The sequence below is a fragment of the Serratia sp. LTN-2 genome (assembly GCF_059740205.1).
On sequence record NZ_JCAXDO010000009.1, the window covers coordinates 1 to 23,720 of the forward strand.

Consider the following 23,720-nt stretch of genomic DNA (forward strand, 5'->3'; position numbering starts at 1 on the left):
AAGGGGTTTTTATAACTGGCCCAAAGCTGAAAGCTTTACTGAACCCCCAGCCTAGCTGGGGGTTTTCTGTGCACAAAAAAATCGGCGGCCACGACGCCGCCGTTCTCAATGCCGAGAAACAACATCACTGCTTGAGGGAAGGCAAATCACCATCCAGAGGGCAGATAGCCTAACAATGAAGCGATGGCGTACACCGCGCTGGCCAGGTACAGCAACACAATGCTGATCTGCAGCAGCGGGTGCGTGATCCAGTTGCACTGCCAGCGTGGCGTCTGGTCGCCGTGTTTGCGCGCGCCGCGCAGGATCAACATCGGCATGATCGACAGGATCACCCCGCTGAACACCCCGGCAAAGTAGAGCGCGTTGACGAACGACACCAGCCCGCTGTAGGCCAGCGCGAACGGCGGCACCACCACCAGCAACAGCACGCCGAAGCGGCGCAGCGGCAGCTCGTCGTTGCCCAGCCGGAACTTGTCGAAGATATTGGTCAGGAAGCTGCCGCCCAATCCCCAGTACGAGGTCAACATCGCGCACAGCGCGAAGATGTTGGCGGAGAAGAACGCCCACTGCCCCAGCGCCTGGCCCCAGGAAATGGTGGCCACGTCGGAGATGTCATCCAGCCCGCTGAGCGCAATCACCGACATCGGCACCGCCGCCAGCAGAATGAAGGTCACCGCCATGCCGACGATGATCGCCTTCGGCAGCTGTTCCGGCTTGTCGGCAAAGCCGCGCGCCATCTCCGGCACGATGTACTGTGCCGAGAAGCAGAACACCACCACGTTGAACACCGGCACCATATAGCGCCAGTCGCCGTCCAGCAGGTTGCGCATCTGGGTGGTGTCTTTCAGCAGCGTCGCCGCCACCAGCGCGGTCAACATTACCACCATGCCGATGCTGATGAACTTCTCGCCGCGGCCGATCGCTTTCAAACCGAGGTACAGCACGCCGGCGGCGGGTACGAAGAACAGCAGGCTGCCCAGCGCCGGCGAGATGCCGAACAGCGATTGCAGCAGCTTGCCGCTGCCGGTCATATAGGCGGTGAGCGCCCCGACGCTGTTGACGCACACCGAAGCGAACATCAACCAGGCGCCCAGCCCGCCGACGTAGCGCTTCGCCAGCCCGCTCAGCTGCAGATGCGCACGGGTGCGCAGCGTGGATTCAGCGACGTACAGCATGGTGATGGTGGTCAGGCTCCCCACCAGTACCAGCCAGAACAGCAGCGGCAGGAAACCGGCCTTGCTGGAGGCATAGGCGATGGAGAGCACTCCGGCACCGATGTTGGTGCCGACGATCATCGCCACCCCTTCAAGGAAACTTAACGATTTGGCGGGTGCAGGTGCTCGCACCCCGGCGGCAAGCGCCGGAGAAACAGAGATATTTTCAGACATGCATCATCCTTTATCGCCCGGCGACGCTGGCCGCCGGGATGGGTTAACGTCCTGACGCTCAACAGCTCACATCGATACACAGGTATTTCAGCTCCAGATATTCTTCTATCCCGTAGCGCGATCCTTCACGCCCGAGCCCTGACTGTTTCACGCCGCCGAACGGCGCCACTTCATTGGAAATCAGCCCGGTGTTGATGCCGACCATGCCGTACTCCAGCGCTTCCGGCACGCGCCACTGGCGCGCCGCGTTCTGCGTGAACAGGTAGGCGGCCAGGCCGAATTCGGTGTCGTTGGCCATGGCGATGGCTTCCGCCTCGTCATGGAAACGGAACAGCGGCGCCACCGGCCCGAAGGTCTCCTCTTTGGCGAAGCGCATCTTCTGCGTCACGCCGGTCACCACCGTCGGCTGGAAGAAGGTGCCGCCCAGCGCGTGCGGCTGACCGCCGGTGGCGATCTGCGCCCCTTTGATCAGCGCGTCATCGATGTGGCTCTGCACCTTCGCCACCGCATCGCTGTCGATCAGCGGTCCCTGGGTGGTGCCTTCGTGGCTGCCGTCGCCGACTTTCAACTGCTCGACCGCCGCCACCAGCTTCTCCGCCAGCCGCTCGTAGATGCCATCCTGCACGTAGATGCGGTTGGCGCACACGCAGGTCTGGCCGCTGTTGCGGAACTTGGAGGCCATGATGCCCGCTACCGCCGCGTCCAGATTGGCGTCGTCGAACACGATGACCGGCGCGTTGCCGCCCAGCTCCAACGACAGTTTCTTGATGCTCGGCGCGCACTGCGCCATCAGGATGCGGCCGACCTCGGTCGAACCGGTAAAGCTCAGCTTGCGCACCACCGGGCTGTCGCACAGCACCTTGCCCACCTGCGCCGCTTCGCCGGTCACCACCTGCAACACACCGGCGGGAATGCCGGCATCCTGCGCTAGCTTGGCCAGCGCCAGCGCGGTCAGCGGCGTTTGCTCGGCCGGTTTGACGATGATGGCGCAGCCCGCCGCCAGCGCCGGCGCCACCTTGCGGGTGATCATCGCCGCCGGGAAGTTCCACGGGGTGATGGCCGCGCACACGCCGATCGGCTGCTTCACCACCACCAGGCGCTGCGAAGCCTGCGGCGCCTGCAATACCGCGCCGTCTACCCGCTTGGCCTCTTCGGCGAACCAGGTGATGAACGATGCGGCGTAGGCCACTTCCCCGCGCGCTTCCGCCAGCGATTTGCCCTGCTCGGCGGTCATCAGCTGCGCCAGATCCTCCTGCGCGGCCAACACCTTATCGGCCCAGGCCAGCAGCAGCGCGGAACGCTGCTTGGCGGTCAGCTGTTTCCAGTCGTTTTGCGCCCGCTGCGCCGCTGCGATCGCCTGCTGGGTTTCCTCTTCGCTGACCAGCGGAATGCTGGCCAGCTCGGCGCCGGTGGCCGGGTTGATCACCGCTTCGCGCTTACCGCTCAGGGCGTCGCACCATTCGCCATTGATCAGACACTGGCTGCGCAACAGCTCGGGATTGTTCAATTTCATGCCGTTCGCTCCTTAGTGGGCCAGCGCGCGGGACAGAATGCCCATCGCCTTGGTGAACTGATCGTCCGGGATGGTCAGCGGATACAGGAAGCGGATCACGTTGCCGTTCACGCCACAGCTCAGCAGCAGCAGCCCTTCCTCCATCGCCTTCTGCTGCACCTGACGGGTGATATCGGCTGAAGGTTTACCGGTAGCCGGATCGTTGAACTCCACCGCCACCATCGACCCCTGCGCGCGCACATCGGCGATCGCCGGGCTGGTTTTACGCGCCTGCTGGAGCACTTCCACCAGGTGTTGGCCAAGGCGTTGGGCACGCTGGCACAGCTGTTCTTCGTCGATCACATCCAGCACCGCGTGCGCCGCGGCCACCGCCAGCGGGTTACCGGCGTAGGTGCCGCCCAGCCCGCCCGGCGCCGGCGCGTCCATCACCTCGGCGCGGCCCGCCACCGCCGACAGCGGCATGCCGCCCGCCAGGCTTTTCGCCATGGTGATCAAATCGGGCTTAACGCTGTAGTGTTCCATGGCGAACAGCTTGCCGGTACGGGCGAAGCCGGTCTGCACTTCGTCGGCGATCAGCAGGATGCCGTGCTGATCGCACAGCGTGCGCAGCGCCTGCATGAACTCGGCCGGCGCCACGTTGAAGCCGCCCTCGCCCTGCACCGGCTCCAGCACGATCGCCGCCACCTGCTTGGGATCGATATCCGCTTTAAACAGGCGGTCCAGGCTGTTCATCGCGTCTTCGGTGGTCACGCCGTACAGCGCGTTCGGGTACTGGCCGTGGAACACCGAACCGGGGAATGGGCCAAAGCCCAGTTTGTAAGGCGCCACTTTGCCGGTCAGCGCCATGGTCATGTAGGTGCGGCCGTGGAAGCCGCCGCCGAAGGTGATCAACCCCGGGCGGCCGGTATAAGCGCGGGCGATCTTCACCGCGTTTTCCACCGCTTCCGCGCCGGTGGTGAAGAAGGCGGTTTTACACGGGCCGGCGATCGGCGCGCGCTGGTTGATGCGCTCCGCCAGCGAGACATAGCTTTCGTAAGGAACGATCTGATAGGCGGTGTGAGTGAAGGCCTGCAGCTGTTTTTCAATCGCGGCGATCACCTTCGGGTGACGGTGGCCGGTGTTCAGCACGGCGATCCCCGAGGCGAAGTCGATCACTTCTTTGCCTTCCACATCCCACAGCGTGGCGTTCTCTGCGCGCTCGGCGTAAAAACCACACATCACGCCCACTCCGCGCGGGGTGGCGTCCTGACGGCGTTGGTTCAATTCTGCGTTTTTCATGCTGTTCTCTCCGGTCGGTGCCAGTTACACGTTTCGTTCACATTCGTGAAACAATGCCGTTTATTTACACAGGATGTGGCCCTATAATCGAGTGCCAGTTACGAATAATTGAGGGATCCAATTGCGTTCATTGAGTGGTGATCTGTTGCTGCAGCGCCTTGGCGAACAGCCCGATGACAAGCTGCACAAGCGGCTTTACAACGCGATTCGCACCAGCATTCTCGACGGCAGCCTGCCGCCCTCCAGCCGCCTGCCCGCCTCGCGCGACCTGGCGCAAGAGCTCAGCCTGTCACGCAACACTGTGTTAACCGTTTATGAACAACTGTTGGCGGAAGGCTACGTGTCGGCGCGTGCCGGCAGCGGCACCTTCGTCGCTGACACGGTGCCGGACAGCTGCTTGTCCACCGGCGGCGCTCCGGCGGACGACAGCGGACAACCGCGGCGCATCGAGCTGTCGGAACGCGGTGCCACGCTGCTGCACCACGCCAGCGCCAGCCCCAAACAGTGGGGGGCGTTCATTCCCGGCGTGCCCGACGTCAACGCCTTTCCCCACCAGCTGTTCAGCAAGATCCAGGCGCGCCTCAGCCGCCGCCCGGCGCCGCAGCGGCTGACCTACAGCAATCAGGGCGGCAGCCCGGAGCTGCAGCATGCGTTGGTGGAGTATTTGCGGGTGGCGCGCTCGGTACGCTGCTCGCCGGAACAGATCCTGATCACCGAGGGCATCCATCAGGCGATCGATCTGGTGACGCGCATGCTGTGCAATCCGGGGGATGACGCCTGGATCGAAGAGCCGGGCTATTGGGGGATCCGCAATATCCTGCGCATCAATGCGCTGAACATCTGCCCGCTGGCGGTGGACGAGGCCGGGCTGGTGCCGCCGGAGCAGCCGGTCAACCCGCCGCGCCTGATCTTTGTCACCCCGTCGCACCAGTACCCGCTCGGTTCGGTGATGAGCCTGGCGCGCCGCCAACGGCTGCTGGCGCTGGCGCGCAATGCCGGCGGCTGGATCGTCGAGGACGACTACGACAGCGAATTCCGCTTTTCCGGCCAACCGATCCCGGCATTGCAGGGGCTGGAAGCCGACGCGCCGGTGATCTACATAGGCACCTTCAGCAAAACGCTCTACCCGGCGCTGCGCCTCGGCTATGTGGTGTTGCCGCCGCCGCTGGTGCAGGCGCTGAAAACCGCCCACGCCGAGCTGTACCGCGGCGGGCACCTGCTGATCCAGAGTGCGCTGGCGGAGTTTATTCAGGAGGGGCACTACACTGCGCACATCCGCCGCATGCGGTTGCTGTACGCCCGGCGGCGCGCCTTCCTGACCGGGTTGATCGAACAGCACCTCGGCAAGCAGGCGCTCAGCGAGTTCAACAGCAACGCCGGCTTGCACCTGATCCTCAACCTGCCGGACGAGGCCGACGACGTGGCGATCGCCGCCGCCGCCGGTGCACGCGGGGTGTTGGTGCGGCCGCTGTCGCGCTATTACATGCTGCCCAACCGCCGACGCGGCCTGCTGATGGGCTTCGCCTGCGTGCCGGAAGAGCAAATGGCCGCCGCCTTCACTCAGCTGCTGGCGTGCATCAACGCCCCGCACTAGGTCAGAGCGCCGCCCGCCAACCTCACCAGGCCTGCAGTCGCCAACCCTCCACCCGTAGGTGCAGGCGATGCGTCGGCCGCAGCGCCTGCAGGAAGTCCTCGTCATGCGACACCACCAGCATCGCGCCGGGGAAATCCGCCAGGGCGGTTTCGATCGCCAGCGACGACGCCAGATCCAGATGGTTGGTTGGTTCGTCCAGCAACAGCAGCTGCGCCGGTTGTCGCCGCCACAGCGCGCAGGCCAGCGCCGCCTTCAAACGCTCACCGCCGCTGAGCGAGCCCAGCGGCAACGCGATGCGGTCCGCACCGAGCTGCAGCTGCGCCAGACGGGTGCGCAACGCGCCTTCCGCCAACGGCGAATCCTGCAGCCCCAGATGTTCCATCACCGACAGGCTCGGGTCGAGCTGCGACAGGGTTTGATCGAGGTAGGCCGCCGACAGCGGGCAATGACAATGGCCGGAAAGCGCCGTCAGCTGACCGAGAACGGTCTTCAGCAGGGTGGATTTGCCGCAGCCGTTGGGGCCGGTCAACGCCACGCGCATCGGGCCGTCGATCCGCAAATCCAGCGGCGGCGCGCTGACGAACGGCAGCTGCAGCCGCTCGAGCACCAGCACCTGCTTATTTGCGCTCACTTCGCTGCCCGGCAACGCCAGCAACACCGGCTGTTCCTCTTCTACCCGCTGATAGGCTTCGCGCACCGCCGCATCGAGACTGTCGCGCTGATCCTGATGCTGTTTGCGCAGCGTGCCGAGGCTCTCCTTCGCCGTTGATTTGTAGGCCACCCGCTCGAAAGAGGCGATATTCAACGTATCGACGACGCGCAGCGTTTGTGCCGAGCGCCGCTGGCTCATGTCGTGCTCTTTCTGCTGACGGGCGCGAGTGCGGCGGCGCTCTTCGCGCGCATGCTCCAGATCGGCGCGCGCCGCCTGCTGCTGCGCATCGCGCTGGCGCCGGTAGTCGTCGTAGTTGCCACCGTAACTGCGCAGCGCGCCGGGCGTCAGTTCGACGATGCGCTCCATGCGCGCCAGCAGTTGCCGGTCGTGGCTGGCGATCAGCAACCCGCCGCGCCACTGATCCAGCTGGTGATACAGCCAGGCGCGGCCGGCGCTGTCGAGGTGGTTGGTCGGTTCGTCCAGCAGCAGAAAGTCCGCCTCGCCCAGCAAGGCGCCGCACAGCGCCGCGCGCATCCGCTCGCCGCCGCTCAGAGAGTGTGCGGATCGCAAAGGATCGAAGGCCGGCAGCCCGGCGGCAGCGAAGGCATTTTTCAGGCGATCGTGGAGATCCCATCGCCCTTCCAGACGATCGATATCGTCCGCCAGCGGCCGCCCCTGCTCGAGACGCGCCAGCGCGGCGAACACCTCGCCGTAGCCTAGCAGCTGCGCCAGCGTGGTGTCCGCGCCGATCTCCGGCTGCTGCGCAACGTAAGCCAATGCGGCATGGGATTCGACGTGCCCGTTGCCCGGCTGATCCAGCCCGGCGATCAGGCGCAGCAGCTGGGTTTTGCCGACGCCGTTGCGCCCCACCAGGCCGCAGCGCTGCCGATCGAAAGCGAGATCCAACGGGCCGAACAGCGTTTCGCCGTCAGCAAATTGGCAGGTCAGTTGATGTAAAACGAAATAAGGGGACTGCGCAAAATGAGCCATAAGCACTCCTGAATGAGATCAAAACATCCCCACAGGGCGCGAGAGCGCACGGCGTGGGACCAGATATCAACAGGCGTGGTTGTTCATTTTCGGTTATGGCTCCGCAGAGAGAAGGAATTTGCAACGCACAAAGGCTAACCGATCTTTTGTTCGTTATGCAAACAGAGTCTGAGATTCATGATGTCTATCACATTCGGCACAACACAGATTCCCAAGCGGCGCGACAACGGCTAGATTTATCTCATCCGACCACTTTTGTTCACATAATAATAACAACGGGCCCTGATTTCACCCGATGGAGAGTGCAATGAGCAATTACCCTCACCTGCTGGCGCCACTGGATCTCGGTTTCACCACCCTGAAAAACCGGGTGCTGATGGGATCGATGCATACCGGCCTGGAAGAGCTGCCCGATGGCCCGCAGCGCCTGGCTGCGTTCTATGCCGAGCGCGCCGCCGCCGGCGTAGCGCTGATCGTCACCGGCGGCATTGCCCCGAACGAACAGGGCGTGGTGTTTCGCGGCGGATCGATCCTCAACAACGAGGCGCAATTGCCTCACCACCGCCCGGTGACCGAAGCCGTCCATCAAGCGGGCGGCAAAATTGCGCTGCAAATCCTGCACACCGGCCGCTACAGTTATCAACCCAAACTGGTGGCCCCTTCCGCGCTGCAGGCGCCGATCAACCCGTTTACGCCGAGCGCGCTCAGCGCAGCGGAGATCGAGCAGACTATCGCCGACTTCGCCCGCTGCGCGGCGCTGGCGCAGCAGGCCGGCTATGACGGCGTTGAGGTGATGGGCTCCGAGGGCTATCTGATCAACCAATTCTTGACGACGCGCACCAATCAGCGCGACGACCAATGGGGCGGCAGCTTCACCAACCGCATGCGCTTCGCCGTCGAAACCGTCAGGGCGGTACGCCAGGCCGTGGGCCCGGAATTCATTCTGATCTACCGGCTGTCGATGCTCGATCTGGTGGAAGACGGCTCCAGCTGGCAGGAGATCGAGCAGCTGGCGCTGGCGATCGAACAGGCGGGCGCCACGATCATCAATACCGGCATCGGCTGGCACGAAGCGCGTATTCCGACCATCGCCACCATGGTGCCGCGAGCCGGATTCAGCTGGGTGACCCGCAAGCTGATGGGCAAGGTCAGCATCCCGCTGATCACCACCAACCGCATCAACGATCCGGCGGTGGCCGAGCAGGTGCTGGCGGACGGCTGCGCCGACATGGTGTCGATGGCGCGTCCGTTCCTCGCCGACGCCGCCTTTGTGCAGAAAGCCGCCGAGGGGCGCGCCGACGAGATCAATACCTGCATCGGTTGCAACCAGGCCTGTCTCGACCAGATCTTTGAAGGCAAGCTGACTTCCTGTCTGGTCAACCCGCGCGCCTGCCGTGAAACCGAAATGCCGCTGACAATGGCGGAAAAGCCGAAAAAACTGGCGGTGGTCGGCGCCGGCCCCGCCGGGCTGGCGTTTGCCACCACCGCCGCCATCCGTGGCCATCAGGTGACATTGTTCGACGCTGCCGAGCAGATCGGCGGCCAGTTCAACATCGCCAAGCAGATCCCCGGCAAGGAAGAATTCCATGAAACCCTGCGTTACTTCCGCCGCCAGCTGGCGCTGCGTGAAGTGACGGTCAAACTGGGCGTCAAGGTCGAGGCGTCGGATTTAAGCGAATTCGATGAGGTGATCCTCGCCTGTGGCATCGTGCCGCGCACCCCGGATATTCCCGGCATCGGGCACGCCAAGGTGCTGAGCTATCTGGACGTGTTGCGCGATAAAAAACCGGTCGGCCAGCGGGTGGCGATCATCGGCGCCGGCGGCATCGGCTTCGATACCGCCGAGTACCTCAGCCAGCACGGCGTGTCCAGCAGCCTGGTTCAGGCGGAATTCAACCGCGAATGGGGCATCGACGGCCGCCTTGAGCAGCGCGGTGGGCTGGCGGAGCAAGGGCCGCAGGCGCCGCGCGCCGCCCGGCAAATCTACCTGTTGCAACGCAAAACCAGCAAAGTGGGTGAAGGCCTGGGCAAAACCACCGGTTGGATCCATCGCGCCAGCCTGGCGATGCGCGGCGTGAAGATGCTCAACAGCGTCAGCTATCGGCTGATCGACGACGAAGGGCTGCACATCACCCGCGCCGAGCAAGATAGCTGCCTGCCGGTGGACACGGTGATCGTCTGCGCCGGGCAGGAACCGCGCCGCGAGCTGCAGCAGCCGCTGCTGGCGATGGGCAAAACCGTGCACCTGATCGGCGGCGCCGACGTGGCCGCCGAGTTAGACGCTCGTCGCGCGATCGATCAGGGTACGCGGCTGGCGATGGCGCTATAAAAAAGGGGCGCCCAGCGCCCCTGATATTGATGACAAACCTCATCCCCATGCCGGATTGGCAGAGAGCAACGAATAGAAAACAAGGAAAATCAATTTATTGATTTTCGGCTGATAACCACAAAGGGGGAAAAACCACGCTTTTTCCCCCTTTGTCTACAGCCAGAGGGGCGCCCAGCGCCCCTTGTTATTCACTCTCAGCGACGCGCGCCAGATTTCACCGCTCGAAGGATCACGAACTTCTTGTTCGAGGCCACCAGCGTACAGTTGCCGAACAGGCGCTTGAGCTTCTGGTGATAGTCGAGGTGACGGTTGCCGACGATGCGCAGTTCGCCGCCCACCTGCAGGCAGCGCTTGGCGTCGCAGAACATCTGCCAGGCAGTGTGATCGGTGATGGCGTGTTGCTGGTGGAACGGCGGGTTGCACAGTACCGCCTGCACGCTTTCACGCTCGATGCCCGCCAGCGCGTTGTTCACCTCAAACTGACAGCGATCCAACTCTTGCGGCAGATTGTGCTCCACGTTCAGTTCGCTGGAGGCCACCGCCATGTAAGATTCATCGACGAAGGTCACCTGCGCTTCCGGGTTCTGCGCCAGCGCCGTCAGACCAATCACGCCGTTGCCGCAGCCCAGATCAACAATGTGGCCGTTCAGGCCGCGCGGCAGATGTTGCATAAACAGGCGCGCGCCGATATCCAGGCTGCCGCGCGAGAAGACGTTGGCGTGGTTGTGGATCAGCCAATCGGTGCCGTCCAGCGTCCAGTCGGTGGTTTCTGCCGCCGCCGGTGGGACGATGTCCGCCGCCTGGCAGAAGATCAGGCGCGCCTTCTTCCACGCCAGGCTGGTGCGCGTCGGGCCCAGCACCTTTTCAAACAGCTGCATCGTCGAGGTGTGCACGTCGCGGGCTTTGGCGCCGGCAACGATCAGCGTGTCTTCGGTCACAACGTGGCGCAGCGCGCGCAGCTGCTGTTCCAGCAGCGCCAACGCTTTCGGCACGCGAATCAGCACCACCGCCGGCGCCGCCGGCAGTTCGGCCAGGCTGTCCAACAGCGTGACCTGCTCAGGATCCAATCCGTTGAGCTTCAGGTTGTGGCGCGTCGCCAGCTGGCTCATGTACGAATCGCTGACGCTGTAAGGGCGATGCGCGTGCAACGCACAGGCCAGGGTGCCGAAGTTATCGTTGAAAATCAGCACCGGGCGGCCGCCGATATCTACATTTTCAAGCTGTTGCAGCAGATATTCGTCCGCCGCTTCCCACGCCTGCAGTTGGGTGGATTCTTCCTGTTGGGGATAACGCTCCAGCTCAAGTTGCTGTGTTCCCAGATCGAGTTGGCTCATTGCCCCTCCTGACTGATAAAATTTGGGCTGTTTATCCCCTAAAAACGCCCGTCAGTAAAATGTTTTTTCGGATAAATTGCGTATTGCGCCGCGTATCTGAAAACCCACGCCCCTTTTCCCCTTTAACAACATTAACCTTCCTTGCCCGCACGTCCATGTCGACGTTTTTTTAACCTGACGGGGTGTAACTTTAAATGTTACACTGCCAATCCCTATGGAAGGGGGAAGCATGATTAAATCTTTCCGCGATCGCTATCTGGAGCAGTTCTATCTGGAAGGCAGACGCAGCCGTCTGATTCCCGGCATGCTCGAACGGCAGTTGGCCAGAAAGCTCGATATGTTGGCAGCCGCGCAGCAAGAGCGCGATTTGCATCACCCCACGGGCAACTATTACAAGCGGCTGTCGGGGCCGTTTCAGGGATGGTCAAGTCTGCGCGTTAATATGCACTGGCGGCTGATGTTCCAGTGGCGGCATGATGCCGCTGAAAGAATTTACCTCGATCCTCACCAAGATACCTGAACGAGGGGGAACCCATGTTGGAAACCACGACTCGCGAACCCACCACGGTGGGGGAAGTGCTGCAGGAAGAGTATTTAACGCCGTTAGGCATCGGCCAGGAAGAACTGGCGAAGGTGCTGGGCGTCACCCGCGCCACCGTTAACCGCCTGTGCAATGGTCATCGACGCATGAGCGTTGCCGAGGCCAACCTGTTTGCCGATCTGTTCGAAACGACCGCCGACTTTTGGCTGAACCTGCAGGCGGCGCACGATCGCTGGGAGGCCAGACAGGCCGATGCGCAGCGTGTGCGGCTGCGGCCAATCAAAGAAATACTGGGACGCAATATCACTCATGCATGACATCGAGCTCGCTTACCTGCAAGGCTACCCAACGCATCTGCAAAGCCAGGTGCAACAACTGATCCATCAAAACCGGCTGGGTGACGTGCTGCTGCAGCGCTATCCGCAGGTGCACGACTGTACCACCGACAAATCGCTGTATCAGTTTACCGTCGATCTGAAAAATCAGTATCTGCGCAACGCCCAGCCGCTGAGCAAGGTGGCTTACGACAGCAAGATCCACGTCATGAAGCATGCGCTTGGCCTTCATACCGCCATCTCGCGCGTGCAAGGCGGCAAGCTGAAGGCCAAGGCAGAAATCCGCGTGGCGACGGTGTTCAAAGTCGCGCCCGAGCCGTTCCTGCGCATGATCGTGGTGCATGAGCTGGCGCACCTGAAAGAGAAAGATCACAACAAGGCGTTCTACAGCCTGTGCTGCCACATGGAACCGGATTACCACCAGCTGGAGTTCGATACCCGGCTGTATCTGACGCACCTTTCGCTGTTCGGCGAGCTGTATGCATAGCGAGTGGGGGCGTGATAATCTGCGGTTTTAGGCCTGGACCGGAGCTCGCCATGATTCGCTTTGCCGTCGTCGGCACCAACTGGATTACGGAACGTTTTATCGATGCCGCCCATGAAAGCGGCAAACTCAAGCTGAGCGCCGTGTATTCACGCTCGCTGGAACAGGCGCAGGCGTTTGGCGCCAACTATCAGGTCACACAGTTTTTCGACTCGCTGGAGGCAATGGCCCAGTCCGACGTCATAGACGCGGTGTATATCGCCAGCCCCAATTCCCTGCACTGCCCGCAATCGCTGCTGTTCCTGCGCCATAAGAAGCACGTGATCTGCGAGAAGCCGCTGGCTTCCAACCAACGCGAAGCGGAACAGCTGGTGGCCTGCGCGCGGGAAAATCAGGTGGTGCTGTTCGAGGCGTTCAAAAGCGCCTATCTGCCTAATTTCCTGGCGCTGCAGCAGGCGTTGCCGAAAGTCGGCCGGCTGCGCAAAGTCTTCATCAACTACTGCCAATACTCGTCACGCTACCCACGCTATCTGGCCGGCGAGAACCCCAACACCTTTAACCCGCAGTTCTCCAATGGCTCCATCATGGACATCGGCTACTACTGCCTGGCCAGCGCGGTGGCGCTGTTCGGCGCGCCGCAGTCGGTGCTCGCCAGCGCCACGCTGCTGGATACCGGCGTGGACGCCCACGGCACCGTCTGCCTGAACTACGGCGATTTCGACGTTACGCTTTCCCATTCCAAGGTCAGCGACTCGGCGCTCCCCAGCGAGATCCAGGGAGAAGAAGGCACGCTGATTATCGACAAGATTTCCGAGTGCCAGGGCGTGGCGCTGACACCGCGCGGCGGCAACCGCCAGGATCTGAGTCAGACGCAGCACATCAACACCATGCTGTATGAAGCGCTGGCCTTTGCCGAGCGGGTTGAGAAGCACCAGGTCGAGCATCCGGGGCTGGAGCATTCGCTGATCGTCGCCCGCCTGCTGACCGACATCCGCCGCCAGACCGGCGTCGTCTTCCCCGCCGACGGAGAATAAGATGAAACCGCTGCTCGTCATGCAAACCGGCGATGCGCCGCAGGCCATTCGTCAGGAACTGGCCAACTTCGAAGGCATGTTCCTGCAACAGGGCAATATCGACGCTGAACGCGCGCACATCGTGCATCTGCCCGCCGGCGAGCGGCCACTGCCGCCGGCCACCTATTGCGGCGTGGTGATCACCGGTTCGCCGGCGATGGTGACCGAACAGCTGCCGTGGAGCGAAGAGGCCGCCGAGTGGCTGCGTCAGGCGATGGCGATCAAACTGCCACTGTTCGGTGTTTGTTATGGTCACCAACTGCTGGCCTATGCGCTTGGCGGCGAAGTGGGCTACCACCCGCAGGGCATGGAGGTCGGCACGCTGGAGATCGAGCTGCTGCCCGCCGCGGCCGACGATCGGCGGCTCACCCTGCTGCCGCCGCGCTTCAAGGCCAATCTTATCCACTCGCAGAGCGTGCTGACGCCGCCCGCCGGCGCGCAGACGCTGGCGCGTTCGCAACAGGATGCGCACCAGATCCTGCGCTATGGCGATCATGCCCTGACCACTCAGTTCCACCCGGAATTCAACGGCGCGGTGATGAGCCAGTATCTGCAGTGGCTCGGTGAGCTGCATCCCGAGCAGCAATCCCTCTATCAGCAGAAACAACAACAGGTTAGCGATACGCCGTTCAGCCGCCTGCTGCTGCAGGGATTCGTCGTCAGCCTCGGCGCGCAAAAAGCGTTGGCCGGCTAACGCGATTCACGTTGACCGCCGACATATTTTGCATTACTTTCTGCTCTGCAAAGGGGAGTAACTTCATTGCCGGTCAATCGTCATTACGATGCGCAAGCATCCGGTTACCGGGCAACCTGATGTCAAAGGTGTAACTACCTTCATCAACGTTGTAAGTGAGACCTTGCCGGAAGGCGAGGTTTGCTTGCAGCGTTCACAGAGCGGCTGGCGTCTTCCGACGTTGGCCGTTTTTGTTTTTGAAGGATACCTCTGATGATGAATACCGTTGGCACACCGTGGTTATGGGGCAGCTTCGCCGCCGTCATAGTCGTGATGCTCGCAATCGACCTCCTGTTGCAGGGCCGTAAAGGCGCGCACACCATGACCCTGAAGCAGGCCGCCAGCTGGTCGCTGGTGTGGGTCAGCCTCTCCCTGCTGTTCAACTTCGGTTTCTGGTACTACCTGAACGAAACCGCCGGGCGCGCCGTCGCCGACACCCAGGCGCTGGCCTTCCTGACCGGTTACCTGATCGAAAAAGCGCTGGCGGTGGATAACGTGTTCGTCTGGCTGATGCTGTTCAGCTACTTCTCCGTGCCAGCCAACCTGCAGCGGCGAGTGCTGATCTACGGCGTGTTGGGCGCGATCGTACTGCGTACTATCATGATCTTCGCCGGCAGCTGGCTGGTCAGCCAGTTCCAGTGGCTGCTGTATCTGTTCGGCGCTTTCCTGCTGTTCACCGGTATCAAGATGGCGCTGGCGAAGGAAGATGACTCGGCGATCGGCGACAAGCCGCTGGTAAAATGGCTGCGCAGCCGCCTGCGCATGACCGACAGCCTCGAAGGCGAGCGCTTCTTCGTGCGCCGCAACGGCATCCTGTTCGCCACCCCGCTGGTGCTGGTGCTGATCCTGGTAGAGCTGAGCGACGTGATCTTCGCGGTGGACAGCATTCCGGCGATCTTCGCCGTGACTACCGATCCGTTCATCGTGCTGACCTCTAACCTGTTCGCCATCATGGGTCTGCGCGCCATGTACTTCCTGCTGGCCAACGTGGCGGAGCGGTTCTCGATGCTGAAATACGGCCTGTCGGTGATCCTGGTGTTTATCGGCATCAAGATGCTGATTATCGACTTCTTCCACATCCCGATCGGCGTGTCGCTCGGCGTGGTGGCGGGCATCCTGGCGCTCACCTTGCTGATCAACGCCTGGGTCAATCGCCGCAACGATCGTCTGGCGAAGAAATAACCATAATCTGTTATCCGGGGCGCTAGTCGCCCCGTGATTGTTTGGCAATTCCCGCAAAACGCCAAACGTTATTACGATCACACAAATGTAACCAGTATGTTATCAAGTATTGATCCGCGCTCAGAATTTCACCCTCGCCTCTTTCCAACATCATTCGATTGCTGAATACTGATTCGGCAAACACACTTAGTTACAGAATCACATAAAGCTACCCGGCGTCGTTTCCGCCGCGGCGGCCAGATAACATCAGGAAGAGAAGCACTATGCAAAAACTACTACAAAGGATCACACAGGGCAGCCTGGTCAAACAAATCATGGTCGGCCTGGTGGCCGGCATTCTGCTGGCGCTGGTTTCGCCGGCGGCGGCAACGGCGGTCGGCCTGCTCGGTTCCCTGTTCGTCGGCGCGCTGAAAGCGGTGGCGCCGGTGCTGGTACTGATTCTGGTCATGGCCTCCATCGCCAATCATAAACAGGGGCAGAAGACCAATATTCGTCCGATCCTGTTTCTCTACCTGCTGGGCACCTTCGCCGCCGCGCTGGTGGCGGTGGTCGTCAGCTTTATCTTCCCTTCCACGCTGGCGCTGACCACCGGGGCGACGGACATCACCCCGCCAGGCGGTATCGTGGACGTCATGAAGGGACTGTTGATGAGCGTGGTGGCCAACCCGTTCCATGCGCTGATTAACGCCAACTACATCGGCATTCTGGCCTGGGCCGTCGGGCTGGGGCTGGCGCTGCGCCACGCCTCCGAAACCACCAAGAGCCTGATCAACGACATGTCCCATGCGGTTACGCTGGTGGTGCGTGCGGTCATTCGCTGTGCGCCGCTCGGCATCTTCGGCCTGGTGGCTTCCACGCTGGCGGAAACCGGCTTCGGCGTGCTGTGGGGCTATGCCCAGCTGCTGATGGTGCTGCTCGGCTGCATGCTGCTGGTGGCGCTGGTGCTCAACCCGCTGATCGTTTACTGGAAGATCCGCCGCAACCCATACCCGCTGGTGTTCGCCTGCCTGCGCGAGAGCGGCGTGACCGCCTTCTTCACCCGCAGCTCGGCCGCCAATATCCCGGTGAACATGGAGCTGTGCAAGAAGCTGAACCTGAATGAAGACACCTACTCGGTTTCCATTCCGCTGGGCGCAACCATCAACATGGCCGGCGCGGCGATCACCATCACCGTGCTGACGCTGGCGGCGGTGAACACGCTGGGCATCGCGGTGGACGTACCGACCGCCCTGCTGCTGAGCGTGGTGGCGGCGCTGTGCGCCTGCGGCGCCTCCGGCGTAGCGGGCGGCTCGCTGCTGCTGATCCCGCTGGCGTGCAATATGTTCGGCATTCCGAACGACGTGGCGATGCAGGTGGTAGCGGTCGGCTTTATCATCGGCGTGCTGCAAGATTCGGCGGAAACCGCCCTCAACTCCTCCACCGACGTGTTGTTCACCGCCGCCGCCTGCCAGGCGGAAGACCAACGGCTGGCGAATGAAGATCCGCTGAAGGTGCGTTAATCCCACCTGGCCTCATAGAAAAGGCGCTCTTTCGAGCGCCTTTTTTGTCAGTCTTACAGCGTCACCCCGCTTTTAAATATCGCCAGCTCGCGGAAATCGTTGGCTTCATTGCACGCCGGGCGGCCGTTGGCGATCTCGACAATCAGATCGACGAAGCGGCTGAGCAGCTCGTCCATGGTTACCCCGTGAATCAAGCCGCCGGCGTCGAAATCGATCCAGTGCGGTTTCTTCGCCGCCAGCTCGCTGTTGGTGGCCAGCTTCACCGTCGGTACAAAACCGCCGTACGGCGTGCCGCGTCCGGTGCTGAACAGCACCATATGGCAGCCGGCGCCGGCCAGCGCGCTGGTCGCCACCGCATCGTTGCCCGGCGCGCTGAGCAGGTTCAGCCCCGGCACGCGCAGCCGCTCGCCGTATTTCAGCACGTCCACCACCTGGCTCAGGCCCGCCTTTTGGGTGCAGCCGAGCGATTTTTCCTCCAGCGTGGTGATGCCGCCGGCCTTGTTGCCCGGCGACGGATTCTCATAAATAGGCTGCTGGTGGGCGATGAAATAGCGTTTGAAGTCGTTGATCATGTCGACGGTCTTGCCGAAGGTTTCCCAATCGCGACAGCGGCTCATCAGAATGCGCTCGGCGCCAAACATCTCCGGCACTTCGGTCAGCACCGTGGTGCCACCGTTGGCGATCGCATAGTCGGAAAAGCGCCCCAGCAGCGGGTTGGCGGTAATGCCCGACAGCCCGTCCGAACCGCCGCACTCTAGGCCAAACCTCAGCTCGCTCAAGTGGCCTGGTTCGCGCCTATCGTAGCGCATCTCCCGATACAGCTCGTGCAGCAGCGCCAGTCCGGCCTCCACCTCGTCGTCCTGCTGCTGGCACACCATAAAGCGCAGCCGCCGATCGTCCTCTATCCCCAAGGTGGCGCGAAAGGCCTCCACCTGATTGTTCTCGCAACCCAGCCCGATCACCAGCACCGCGCCGGCATTGGGATGGCGGACCATGTTTTGCAGCATGATGCGGGTATTGGCATGATCTTGCCCCAACTGCGAGCAGCCGAACGGGTGGCTGAACAGATGCACGCCGTCGATCCCGTCCGCCTGAGTTTGCTGTAAAAAGCGCTGCTGGATCTGGCGGGCGATGCCGTTGACGCAGCCGACGGTGGGCACGATCCACAGCTCGTTGCGGATCCCCACTTCGCCGCCGGCCCGGCGATACAGCTGCACCTCGCGATCCGCCGCCTGCGGCGGCAGCGCCGGGAACTGCGGCTGGTAACGGTAGCTGTCCAGATCGCTCAGGTTGGTTTTGGCGTTTTGCGAATGAATATGCTCCCCTGGCGCGATGGCCGCGAGCGCATGGCCGATCGGCTGACCATATTTGATGATGTCCTCACCCTCGGCGATCGGGCCGAGCGCAAACTTGTGCCCGCGCGCCACCGGCTGCGCCAATCGAACGCTCTCCGCTTCCAGCTCAACCGTTTCTCCAGCGGCCAGGTCGCGCAGCGCCACCGCCACGTTATCCTGCTCATGAATCTTTATCGTACTTTGCATAAACCGGTCCCGGATAACGGCTACGCCAGTTCAATGGCGAAATAGTTTTTGGCGTTGTCGAAGCAGATGTTTTGCACCATCTCGCCCAGCAGCGCGATGTCCGCCGGCGCTTCGCCATCCGTCACCCAGCGGCCGATCATCTGGCAAAGGATGCGACGGAAGTATTCATGGCGCGTGTACGACAGGAAGCTGCGGCTGTCGGTCAACATGCCGACGAAACGGCTCAGCAGCCCGAGCTGCGCCAGCTGCGTCATCTGCCGTTGCATGCCGTCCTTTTGATCGTTGAACCACCAGCCGGAGCCGAATTGCATCTTGCCGGGCGTGCCTTCCCCCTGGAAGTTGCCGACCATGGTGCCGATCACTTCGTTATCGCGCGGGTTGAGGCAGTAGAGAATGGTTTTCGGCAGGCCGCCCTGCCGCGCCTGGGCATCCAGCAGCCGCGACAGCGGTTCCGCCAACGGCCGGTCGTTGATCGAATCGAAACCGATATCCGGGCCAACGGCGGCCAGCATACGGCTGTTGTTATTGCGCAGCGCGCCGATGTGATACTGCTGCACCCAACCACGGCGCCGGTACTCGCCGGCCAGAAACAGCAGCACCGCGCTTTTGAACTGGGCGCTCTGTTCCGGCGTCGGCAGCTCGCCGTTCAGGCGGCGCAGCAGGATCGCATCCAGCGTCGCTTCATCGGCCTCGCCGAACACCACCACGTCCAGCGCATGGTCGGCCACCTTGCAACCGTGGGCGGCAAAGTGATCCATGCGCTGGTACAGGGCGTCGCACAGCGTGCTGAAGCGGCCGATGGCAGTGTCAGCCGCCGCCTCCAGCTGCCGCAGATAGTCGTTGAAGCCCGGTGCATCGATAGTGAAAGCCTTGTCCGGCCGCCAGCTCGGCAGCACTTTGATCTCGAAGCTGCGATCGTCGGCGATCGCCCGATGATGGCGCAGATCGTCGATAGGATCGTCGGTGGTGCCGACCATTCTCACGTTCATCTGGCGCATGATGCCGCGCGCGCGAAACTCATCCTGCGCCAGCAGCGCATTGCCGCGCTGCCAGATCTCGTCCGCCGTGGCCGGCGACAGCAGCGTGCCGGTGATGCCGAACGGCCGGCGCAGCTCCAGATGCGTCCAGTGATAGAGCGGATTGCCGATGGTATGCGGCACCGTGGCGGCCCAGGCGTCGAACTTCTCGCGATCGCCCGCATCGCCGGTGCACAGCCGCTCCGCTACGCCGTTGGTGCGCATCGCCCGCCATTTGTAGTGATCGCCCCGCAGCCAAATATCGTACAGGTTGCTAAAGCGGGTGTTCTCCGCGATCTGCTGCGGCGGCAAATGGCAGTGATAATCGAAAATCGGCTGCGGCGCCGCATAGTCGTGATACAAGCGCCGGGCAAACTCGCTGTCCAGCAGGAAATCTTCGCTCAAAAACGTCGCCATTTCGGGCTCCTTACTTGCCGTGCTGCACGGGAATCGAACCTCAAAAGTTATCACACCAATTTTAATGAGCGTCCAGCAAATTTTTCCCGCCATTTGCCGTTTTGCTGTCCTTCAATCCCTTTTTCGCTCAGTTTTACGGCAAACGTGCGGCATAAACGCACTATTTCACCGGCAACAGTATCGCTCAGGCGAATAATTCCTTTTGTGATATCACTCAACTTTTAAACCTGTATGACAGGTTATTGTCTCGCCAGCCGCATCGCCGGCCACACCTTCAAACGGGGAGACTTTTCGGATGCGTAAAATTAAAGGGTTACGCTGGTACATGATCGGACTGGTGACCATCGGCACCGTGCTGGGCTACCTGACCCGCAACGCCATCGCCGTCGCGGCGCCAACGCTGGAAGATACGCTGCACATCACCACCCAACAGTATTCCTATATCGTCGCCGCCTATTCCGCCTGCTACACCGTGATGCAGCCGGTGGCGGGCTATGTGCTGGACGTACTGGGCACCAAAATCGGCTACGCCATGTTCGCCATTCTGTGGGCGCTGTTCTGCATGGGCACCGCGTTGGCCAACAGCTGGGGCGGCCTGGCGCTGGCGCGCGGCGCGGTCGGCATGGCCGAAGCGGCGATGATCCCCGCCGGGCTGAAGGCCAGCAGCGAGTGGTTTCCGGCCAAAGAACGTTCGATCGCCGTCGGCTATTTCAACGTGGGGTCGTCGATCGGCGGCATGATCGCCCCGCCGCTGGTGGTCTGGGCCATCGTGGCGCACAGCTGGGAAATGGCGTTCATCATCACCGGCGTGCTGAGCCTGATCTGGGCCATCTGTTGGCTGCTGTTCTACAAACATCCGAAAGATCAGAAGAAACTGAGTCAGGAAGAGCGCAGTTACATCCTCGAAGGCCAGGAAGCGCAACACCAGACCACCCACGCCAAAAAGATGTCGGCCTGGCAGATCGTGCGCAACCGCCAGTTCTGGGGCATCGCGCTGCCGCGCTTTCTGGCGGAGCCGGCCTGGGGCACCTTCAACGCCTGGATCCCGCTGTTCATGTTCAAGGCCTACGGCTTTAATTTGAAAGAGATCGCCATGTTCGCCTGGATGCCGATGCTGTTCGCCGATCTCGGCTGCATCGTCGGCGGCTACCTGCCGCCGCTGTTCCAGAAGTATTTCAAGGTCAATCTGATCGTCTCGCGCAAGCTGGTGGTGACGATGGGAGCGGTGTTGATGATCGGCCCCGGCATGATCGGCCTGTTCACCAGCCCTTACGCCGCCATCGCGCTGCTGTGCGTCGGCGGCTTCGCCCATCAGGCGTTGTCCGGGGCGCTGATCACCCTCTCTTCCGACGTATTCGGCCGCAATGAGGTAGCGACCGCCAACGGCCTTACCGGCATGGCGGCCTGGACCGCCAGCACGCTGTTCGCCCTGGTGGTCGGCGCGCTGGCGGATACGCTCGGCTTCAGCCCGCTGTTCGCGGCGCTGTCGGTATTCGACATTCTCGGCGCGATCGTCATCTGGACGGTGCTGCAAAACCGTCCGGCCGCCGAACCGCAGTCAACCGCGCTGCAGCCGACCCCGGCGCGCAGCTGATCCCACCGCCCGGCCGCCGCGCCGGGCCCCTTACCCCTCTGGCAGCAGTGCCGAATAAGTGGTATAACAAATCCAATGGCTACGCGCCCCTTCCCACCGCACCGTATAGAGCATTCACTATGGAATTCACTGAAACCAGACGCCTGTATCAGCAACTGGCCGCCGAGCTTAAGCACCGTATCGAAAGCGGCCGCTACCCGGTGGGCGACAAACTGCCGGCCGAGCGATACATCGCCGAAGAGATGAATGTCAGCCGCACCGTGGTGCGCGAAGCGATCATCATGCTGGAAGTGGAAGGCTATGTGGACGTGCGCAAAGGATCCGGGATCCACGTGGTCTCCAACCAGCAAAAGCACCTGGTGGTGCCGGGCGACAGCATCGAGTTCGCCACCGCCGGCCCGTTTGAGCTGCTGCAGGCGCGCCAGCTGATCGAAAGCAACATCGCCGAATTCGCCGCCACCCAGGTGACCAAGCAGGATATCGTGCAACTGATGGAGATCCAGGAGCACGCCCGCAAAGAGGATCGCTTCCGCGACTCGCAGTGGGATCTGAAGTTCCACGTGCAGGTGGCGCTGGCTACTCAGAACACCGCCATGGCCACCATCGTGGAAAAAATGTGGGTGCAGCGGGTCAACAACCCTTACTGGAAAAAGCTGCACGAGCACATCGACGAACGCTCGATCGCCAGCTGGTGCGACGATCACGATCAAATCCTCAAGGCGCTGATGCGCAAAGACCCTTACGCCGCCAAGCTGGCGATGTGGCAACATCTGGAAAACACCAAGCAGATGCTGTTCAACGCCACCAGCGACGACTTCGAATACAACGCCGACCGCTACCTGTTCGCCGAGAATCCGGTAGTGCATCTGGATGGCGTGAGCCACGAGCCGAAATAGCCACTGCGGTCAAAAACCGTCGGCTTATGTCAGGTAATGTAAAATCCGCTGAATCGATGCCGTAACCGCCGTTTGCCGTGTACTATTTCACCGCTGGCAACGTAGATTTCCCTGTTGCCAATCGTGCTATTTTGGTAGAGTTAGCCCACTTTTTTACCCATTGCTGCGGGGGCGGAACGCGAATAAATGCGCTGGTTGTTTGCCATGCTGATTGCTCTTTTCTGCTGGACCGGTTCGGTCTCCGGCCAACAGCTTTGCGTGGCGTCATCCAAGCCCACCCCCAGCGCGCTGAGCAGCCTGCCGCTGCTGGCGGAGCCGGCGCTTTCCCCCTATGATCATGTATATCGTGCGCCGGCCGAAGCGCGCCGCAAAGCCCCCGGCAAGTTGCCGCTGCTGCTGCCCAGAGCGCACTCTTTCTCCGGCTCGCTGCTCGCATTTTCCCTGCTGGCGCCGGTCTATACCCTGGCCGCAGAGCCGGGCTACCGAATTCGTTTCCCCCGCCAGGACACCCCGGCCCCCAACCGGCTTGCCCAGGTCGACTGGATGCTGGACGCCTCCAGGCAACAGAGTCGGCAAGCCGGCTGGAAAGAAAGTAACATGCAGTACCGTGGCACGCTGACTTACCACCTATGACCGGTGTCGCACCGCTTAGAAACTTTAAAGCAACGCCGTTTCATCGTTATCAGCAATCAGGATCGCCGCGCGCTTTCAGCCCACGTCCGCTCCGCCGCTGAGATAAAAATAAACAATGACGTTTTAGGAACACCGGATGGATATCATTAAAGAACTGATACATGCCTTGTGGCAGCAGGATTTTGAGACGCTGGCGAACCCTTCGTTGGTGTGGACCCTCTACATCCTGCTGTTCATGATCCTGTTTTTGGAAAACGGCCTGCTGCCGGCCGCTTTCCTGCCGGGCGACAGCCTGCTGATCCTGGTCGGCGTGCTGATCGCCAAAGGCACCATGGGCTTCCCGCTGACCGTCGTGATCCTGACCGTCGCCGCCAGCCTGGGGTGCTGGGTCAGTTACATACAGGGCCGATGGCTCGGCAATACGCGAACGGTGCAAGGCTGGCTTTCGCACCTGCCGGCCCACTACCATCAGCGGGCGCACAACCTGTTCCACCGCCACGGGCTTTCCGCCCTGCTGGTGGGCCGCTTCCTGGCCTTCGTGCGCACCCTGCTGCCGACCATCGCCGGGCTGTCCGGCCTGAGCAACGCGCGCTTCCAGTTCTTCAACTGGATGAGCGGCCTGCTGTGGGTCTTGATCCTGACGACGCTGGGCTTCGCGCTGGGTAAAACCCCGGTGTTCCGCAAGTATGAAGACCAGC

At 62.0% G+C, this 23,720-nt stretch carries 21 protein-coding genes; 13 read left to right on the top strand and 8 right to left on the bottom strand.

All coding sequences use genetic code 11. The features are described 5' to 3' along the window. Positions 1-146: 146 nt before the first annotated feature. From AC6BYQ_RS17170 to AC6BYQ_RS17180, 3 genes are read right to left on the bottom strand one after another with little or no spacing between them, the layout of a single operon-like run. A complete protein-coding gene (locus tag AC6BYQ_RS17170; RefSeq protein WP_197667918.1) occupies positions 147-1,388 on the bottom strand; it encodes an aromatic amino acid transport family protein in 1,242 nt (413 codons plus the stop codon). Between the two features lie 58 nt (positions 1,389-1,446). After that, positions 1,447-2,901 carry an NAD-dependent succinate-semialdehyde dehydrogenase gene (locus AC6BYQ_RS17175; protein ID WP_043142047.1) on the bottom strand — a complete coding sequence of 485 codons (1,455 nt, stop codon included), beginning with the start codon at positions 2,899-2,901 and terminating at the stop codon, positions 1,447-1,449. 12 nt (positions 2,902-2,913) lie between these two features. Continuing rightward, positions 2,914-4,179 (bottom strand): 4-aminobutyrate--2-oxoglutarate transaminase, encoded by a 1,266-nt coding sequence (locus AC6BYQ_RS17180; protein ID WP_019453096.1) that lies wholly within the window; start codon positions 4,177-4,179, stop codon positions 2,914-2,916. A 121-nt stretch (positions 4,180-4,300) separates the two neighbouring features. Between AC6BYQ_RS17180 and pdxR the strand changes: the two genes are divergently transcribed. Beyond that, positions 4,301-5,773 (top strand): MocR-like pyridoxine biosynthesis transcription factor PdxR, encoded by a 1,473-nt coding sequence (pdxR, locus tag AC6BYQ_RS17185; protein WP_498057256.1) that lies wholly within the window; start codon positions 4,301-4,303, stop codon positions 5,771-5,773. 22 nt (positions 5,774-5,795) lie between these two features. Here pdxR and AC6BYQ_RS17190 read toward each other — a convergent pair whose 3' ends face one another. Then, the gene (locus AC6BYQ_RS17190) at positions 5,796-7,415 is read right to left on the bottom strand and encodes an ABC-F family ATP-binding cassette domain-containing protein (protein ID WP_498057257.1); all 1,620 of its coding nucleotides are present in this window, start codon (positions 7,413-7,415) and stop codon (positions 5,796-5,798) included. A gap of 307 nt (positions 7,416-7,722) precedes the next feature. Here AC6BYQ_RS17190 and AC6BYQ_RS17195 point away from each other — a divergent pair, with 307 nt between their 5' ends. After that, a complete protein-coding gene (locus tag AC6BYQ_RS17195; protein ID WP_498057258.1) occupies positions 7,723-9,744 on the top strand; it encodes an oxidoreductase in 2,022 nt (673 codons plus the stop codon). Positions 9,745-9,938: 194 nt separating this feature from the next. On the opposite strand, the gene rlmG is transcribed toward AC6BYQ_RS17195, so the two are convergent. Then, positions 9,939-11,078 (bottom strand): 23S rRNA (guanine(1835)-N(2))-methyltransferase RlmG, encoded by a 1,140-nt coding sequence (gene rlmG / locus AC6BYQ_RS17200; protein ID WP_019453100.1) that lies wholly within the window; start codon positions 11,076-11,078, stop codon positions 9,939-9,941. Positions 11,079-11,307: 229 nt separating this feature from the next. Here rlmG and AC6BYQ_RS17205 point away from each other — a divergent pair, with 229 nt between their 5' ends. The 7 genes from AC6BYQ_RS17205 (at position 11,308) to sstT (ending at position 16,925) form a co-directional block, all read left to right on the top strand. Continuing rightward, complete coding sequence (locus tag AC6BYQ_RS17205; protein ID WP_046897263.1) at positions 11,308-11,598, top strand: type II toxin-antitoxin system RelE/ParE family toxin; 291 nt, start codon at positions 11,308-11,310, stop codon at positions 11,596-11,598. Between the two features lie 14 nt (positions 11,599-11,612). After that, the gene (locus tag AC6BYQ_RS17210; protein WP_015379150.1) at positions 11,613-11,936 is read left to right on the top strand and encodes a HigA family addiction module antitoxin; all 324 of its coding nucleotides are present in this window, start codon (positions 11,613-11,615) and stop codon (positions 11,934-11,936) included. After that, positions 11,929-12,441: a M48 metallopeptidase family protein gene (locus AC6BYQ_RS17215; protein WP_016930176.1), complete on the top strand. Its 513-nt coding sequence runs from the start codon at positions 11,929-11,931 to the stop codon at positions 12,439-12,441. Before AC6BYQ_RS17210 ends, AC6BYQ_RS17215 begins: the two co-directional genes overlap by 8 nt. 50 nt (positions 12,442-12,491) lie before the next feature. Next, positions 12,492-13,472, top strand: a complete 981-nt coding sequence (locus AC6BYQ_RS17220) for a Gfo/Idh/MocA family protein (RefSeq protein WP_019453101.1) — start codon at positions 12,492-12,494, stop codon at positions 13,470-13,472. A 1-nt stretch (position 13,473) separates the two neighbouring features. Beyond that, positions 13,474-14,205, top strand: coding sequence for a glutamine amidotransferase (locus tag AC6BYQ_RS17225; protein WP_498057259.1), 732 nt, complete (start codon positions 13,474-13,476; stop codon positions 14,203-14,205). A gap of 252 nt (positions 14,206-14,457) precedes the next feature. Further along, the gene (locus AC6BYQ_RS17230; protein WP_019453103.1) at positions 14,458-15,426 is read left to right on the top strand and encodes a TerC family protein; all 969 of its coding nucleotides are present in this window, start codon (positions 14,458-14,460) and stop codon (positions 15,424-15,426) included. A 263-nt stretch (positions 15,427-15,689) separates the two neighbouring features. After that, positions 15,690-16,925 (top strand): serine/threonine transporter SstT, encoded by a 1,236-nt coding sequence (sstT, locus tag AC6BYQ_RS17235; protein ID WP_025160114.1) that lies wholly within the window; start codon positions 15,690-15,692, stop codon positions 16,923-16,925. A gap of 53 nt (positions 16,926-16,978) precedes the next feature. On the opposite strand, the gene AC6BYQ_RS17240 is transcribed toward sstT, so the two are convergent. The 3 genes from AC6BYQ_RS17240 to AC6BYQ_RS17250 are packed head-to-tail and all read right to left on the bottom strand — an operon-like array spanning position 16,979 to position 20,117. Continuing rightward, on the bottom strand, positions 16,979-18,466 hold the full coding sequence (locus AC6BYQ_RS17240) for a UxaA family hydrolase (protein WP_498057260.1): 1,488 nt from the start codon (positions 18,464-18,466) through the stop codon (positions 16,979-16,981). Between the two features lie 20 nt (positions 18,467-18,486). Beyond that, a complete protein-coding gene (uxaC, locus tag AC6BYQ_RS17245) occupies positions 18,487-19,899 on the bottom strand; it encodes a glucuronate isomerase (protein ID WP_154747288.1) in 1,413 nt (470 codons plus the stop codon). Positions 19,900-19,949: 50 nt separating this feature from the next. Beyond that, positions 19,950-20,117: a hypothetical protein gene (locus AC6BYQ_RS17250; protein WP_154747287.1), complete on the bottom strand. Its 168-nt coding sequence runs from the start codon at positions 20,115-20,117 to the stop codon at positions 19,950-19,952. A gap of 77 nt (positions 20,118-20,194) precedes the next feature. Between AC6BYQ_RS17250 and AC6BYQ_RS17255 the strand changes: the two genes are divergently transcribed. The 4 genes from AC6BYQ_RS17255 to AC6BYQ_RS17270 form a co-directional block, all read left to right on the top strand. Then, positions 20,195-21,493, top strand: coding sequence for an MFS transporter (locus tag AC6BYQ_RS17255; protein WP_063918710.1), 1,299 nt, complete (start codon positions 20,195-20,197; stop codon positions 21,491-21,493). A gap of 119 nt (positions 21,494-21,612) precedes the next feature. Further along, positions 21,613-22,389 (top strand): transcriptional regulator ExuR, encoded by a 777-nt coding sequence (gene exuR / locus AC6BYQ_RS17260; RefSeq protein WP_019453108.1) that lies wholly within the window; start codon positions 21,613-21,615, stop codon positions 22,387-22,389. Between the two features lie 186 nt (positions 22,390-22,575). Then, on the top strand, positions 22,576-23,022 hold the full coding sequence (locus tag AC6BYQ_RS17265; protein ID WP_063918709.1) for a hypothetical protein: 447 nt from the start codon (positions 22,576-22,578) through the stop codon (positions 23,020-23,022). 136 nt (positions 23,023-23,158) lie between these two features. Continuing rightward, a partial coding sequence (locus AC6BYQ_RS17270) for a DedA family protein (protein WP_498057261.1) occupies positions 23,159-23,720 on the top strand: 562 nt, incomplete at its 3' end.

Coding starts and splice junctions, on each gene's coding strand:
- AC6BYQ_RS17230 (WP_019453103.1), top strand. CDS start 14,458: ATGATGAATACCGTTGGCACACCGTGGTTATGGGGCAGCTTCGCCGCC.
- AC6BYQ_RS17190 (WP_498057257.1), bottom strand. CDS start 7,415: ATGGCTCATTTTGCGCAGTCCCCTTATTTCGTTTTACATCAACTGACC.
- rlmG (WP_019453100.1), bottom strand. CDS start 11,078: ATGAGCCAACTCGATCTGGGAACACAGCAACTTGAGCTGGAGCGTTAT.
- sstT (WP_025160114.1), top strand. CDS start 15,690: ATGCAAAAACTACTACAAAGGATCACACAGGGCAGCCTGGTCAAACAA.
- AC6BYQ_RS17265 (WP_063918709.1), top strand. CDS start 22,576: ATGCGCTGGTTGTTTGCCATGCTGATTGCTCTTTTCTGCTGGACCGGT.
- AC6BYQ_RS17225 (WP_498057259.1), top strand. CDS start 13,474: ATGAAACCGCTGCTCGTCATGCAAACCGGCGATGCGCCGCAGGCCATT.
- AC6BYQ_RS17170 (WP_197667918.1), bottom strand. CDS start 1,388: ATGTCTGAAAATATCTCTGTTTCTCCGGCGCTTGCCGCCGGGGTGCGA.
- AC6BYQ_RS17240 (WP_498057260.1), bottom strand. CDS start 18,466: ATGCAAAGTACGATAAAGATTCATGAGCAGGATAACGTGGCGGTGGCG.
- AC6BYQ_RS17220 (WP_019453101.1), top strand. CDS start 12,492: ATGATTCGCTTTGCCGTCGTCGGCACCAACTGGATTACGGAACGTTTT.
- AC6BYQ_RS17205 (WP_046897263.1), top strand. CDS start 11,308: ATGATTAAATCTTTCCGCGATCGCTATCTGGAGCAGTTCTATCTGGAA.
- AC6BYQ_RS17175 (WP_043142047.1), bottom strand. CDS start 2,901: ATGAAATTGAACAATCCCGAGCTGTTGCGCAGCCAGTGTCTGATCAAT.
- AC6BYQ_RS17195 (WP_498057258.1), top strand. CDS start 7,723: ATGAGCAATTACCCTCACCTGCTGGCGCCACTGGATCTCGGTTTCACC.
- AC6BYQ_RS17180 (WP_019453096.1), bottom strand. CDS start 4,179: ATGAAAAACGCAGAATTGAACCAACGCCGTCAGGACGCCACCCCGCGC.
- AC6BYQ_RS17210 (WP_015379150.1), top strand. CDS start 11,613: ATGTTGGAAACCACGACTCGCGAACCCACCACGGTGGGGGAAGTGCTG.
- exuR (WP_019453108.1), top strand. CDS start 21,613: ATGGAATTCACTGAAACCAGACGCCTGTATCAGCAACTGGCCGCCGAG.
- uxaC (WP_154747288.1), bottom strand. CDS start 19,899: ATGGCGACGTTTTTGAGCGAAGATTTCCTGCTGGACAGCGAGTTTGCC.
- AC6BYQ_RS17255 (WP_063918710.1), top strand. CDS start 20,195: ATGCGTAAAATTAAAGGGTTACGCTGGTACATGATCGGACTGGTGACC.
- AC6BYQ_RS17215 (WP_016930176.1), top strand. CDS start 11,929: ATGCATGACATCGAGCTCGCTTACCTGCAAGGCTACCCAACGCATCTG.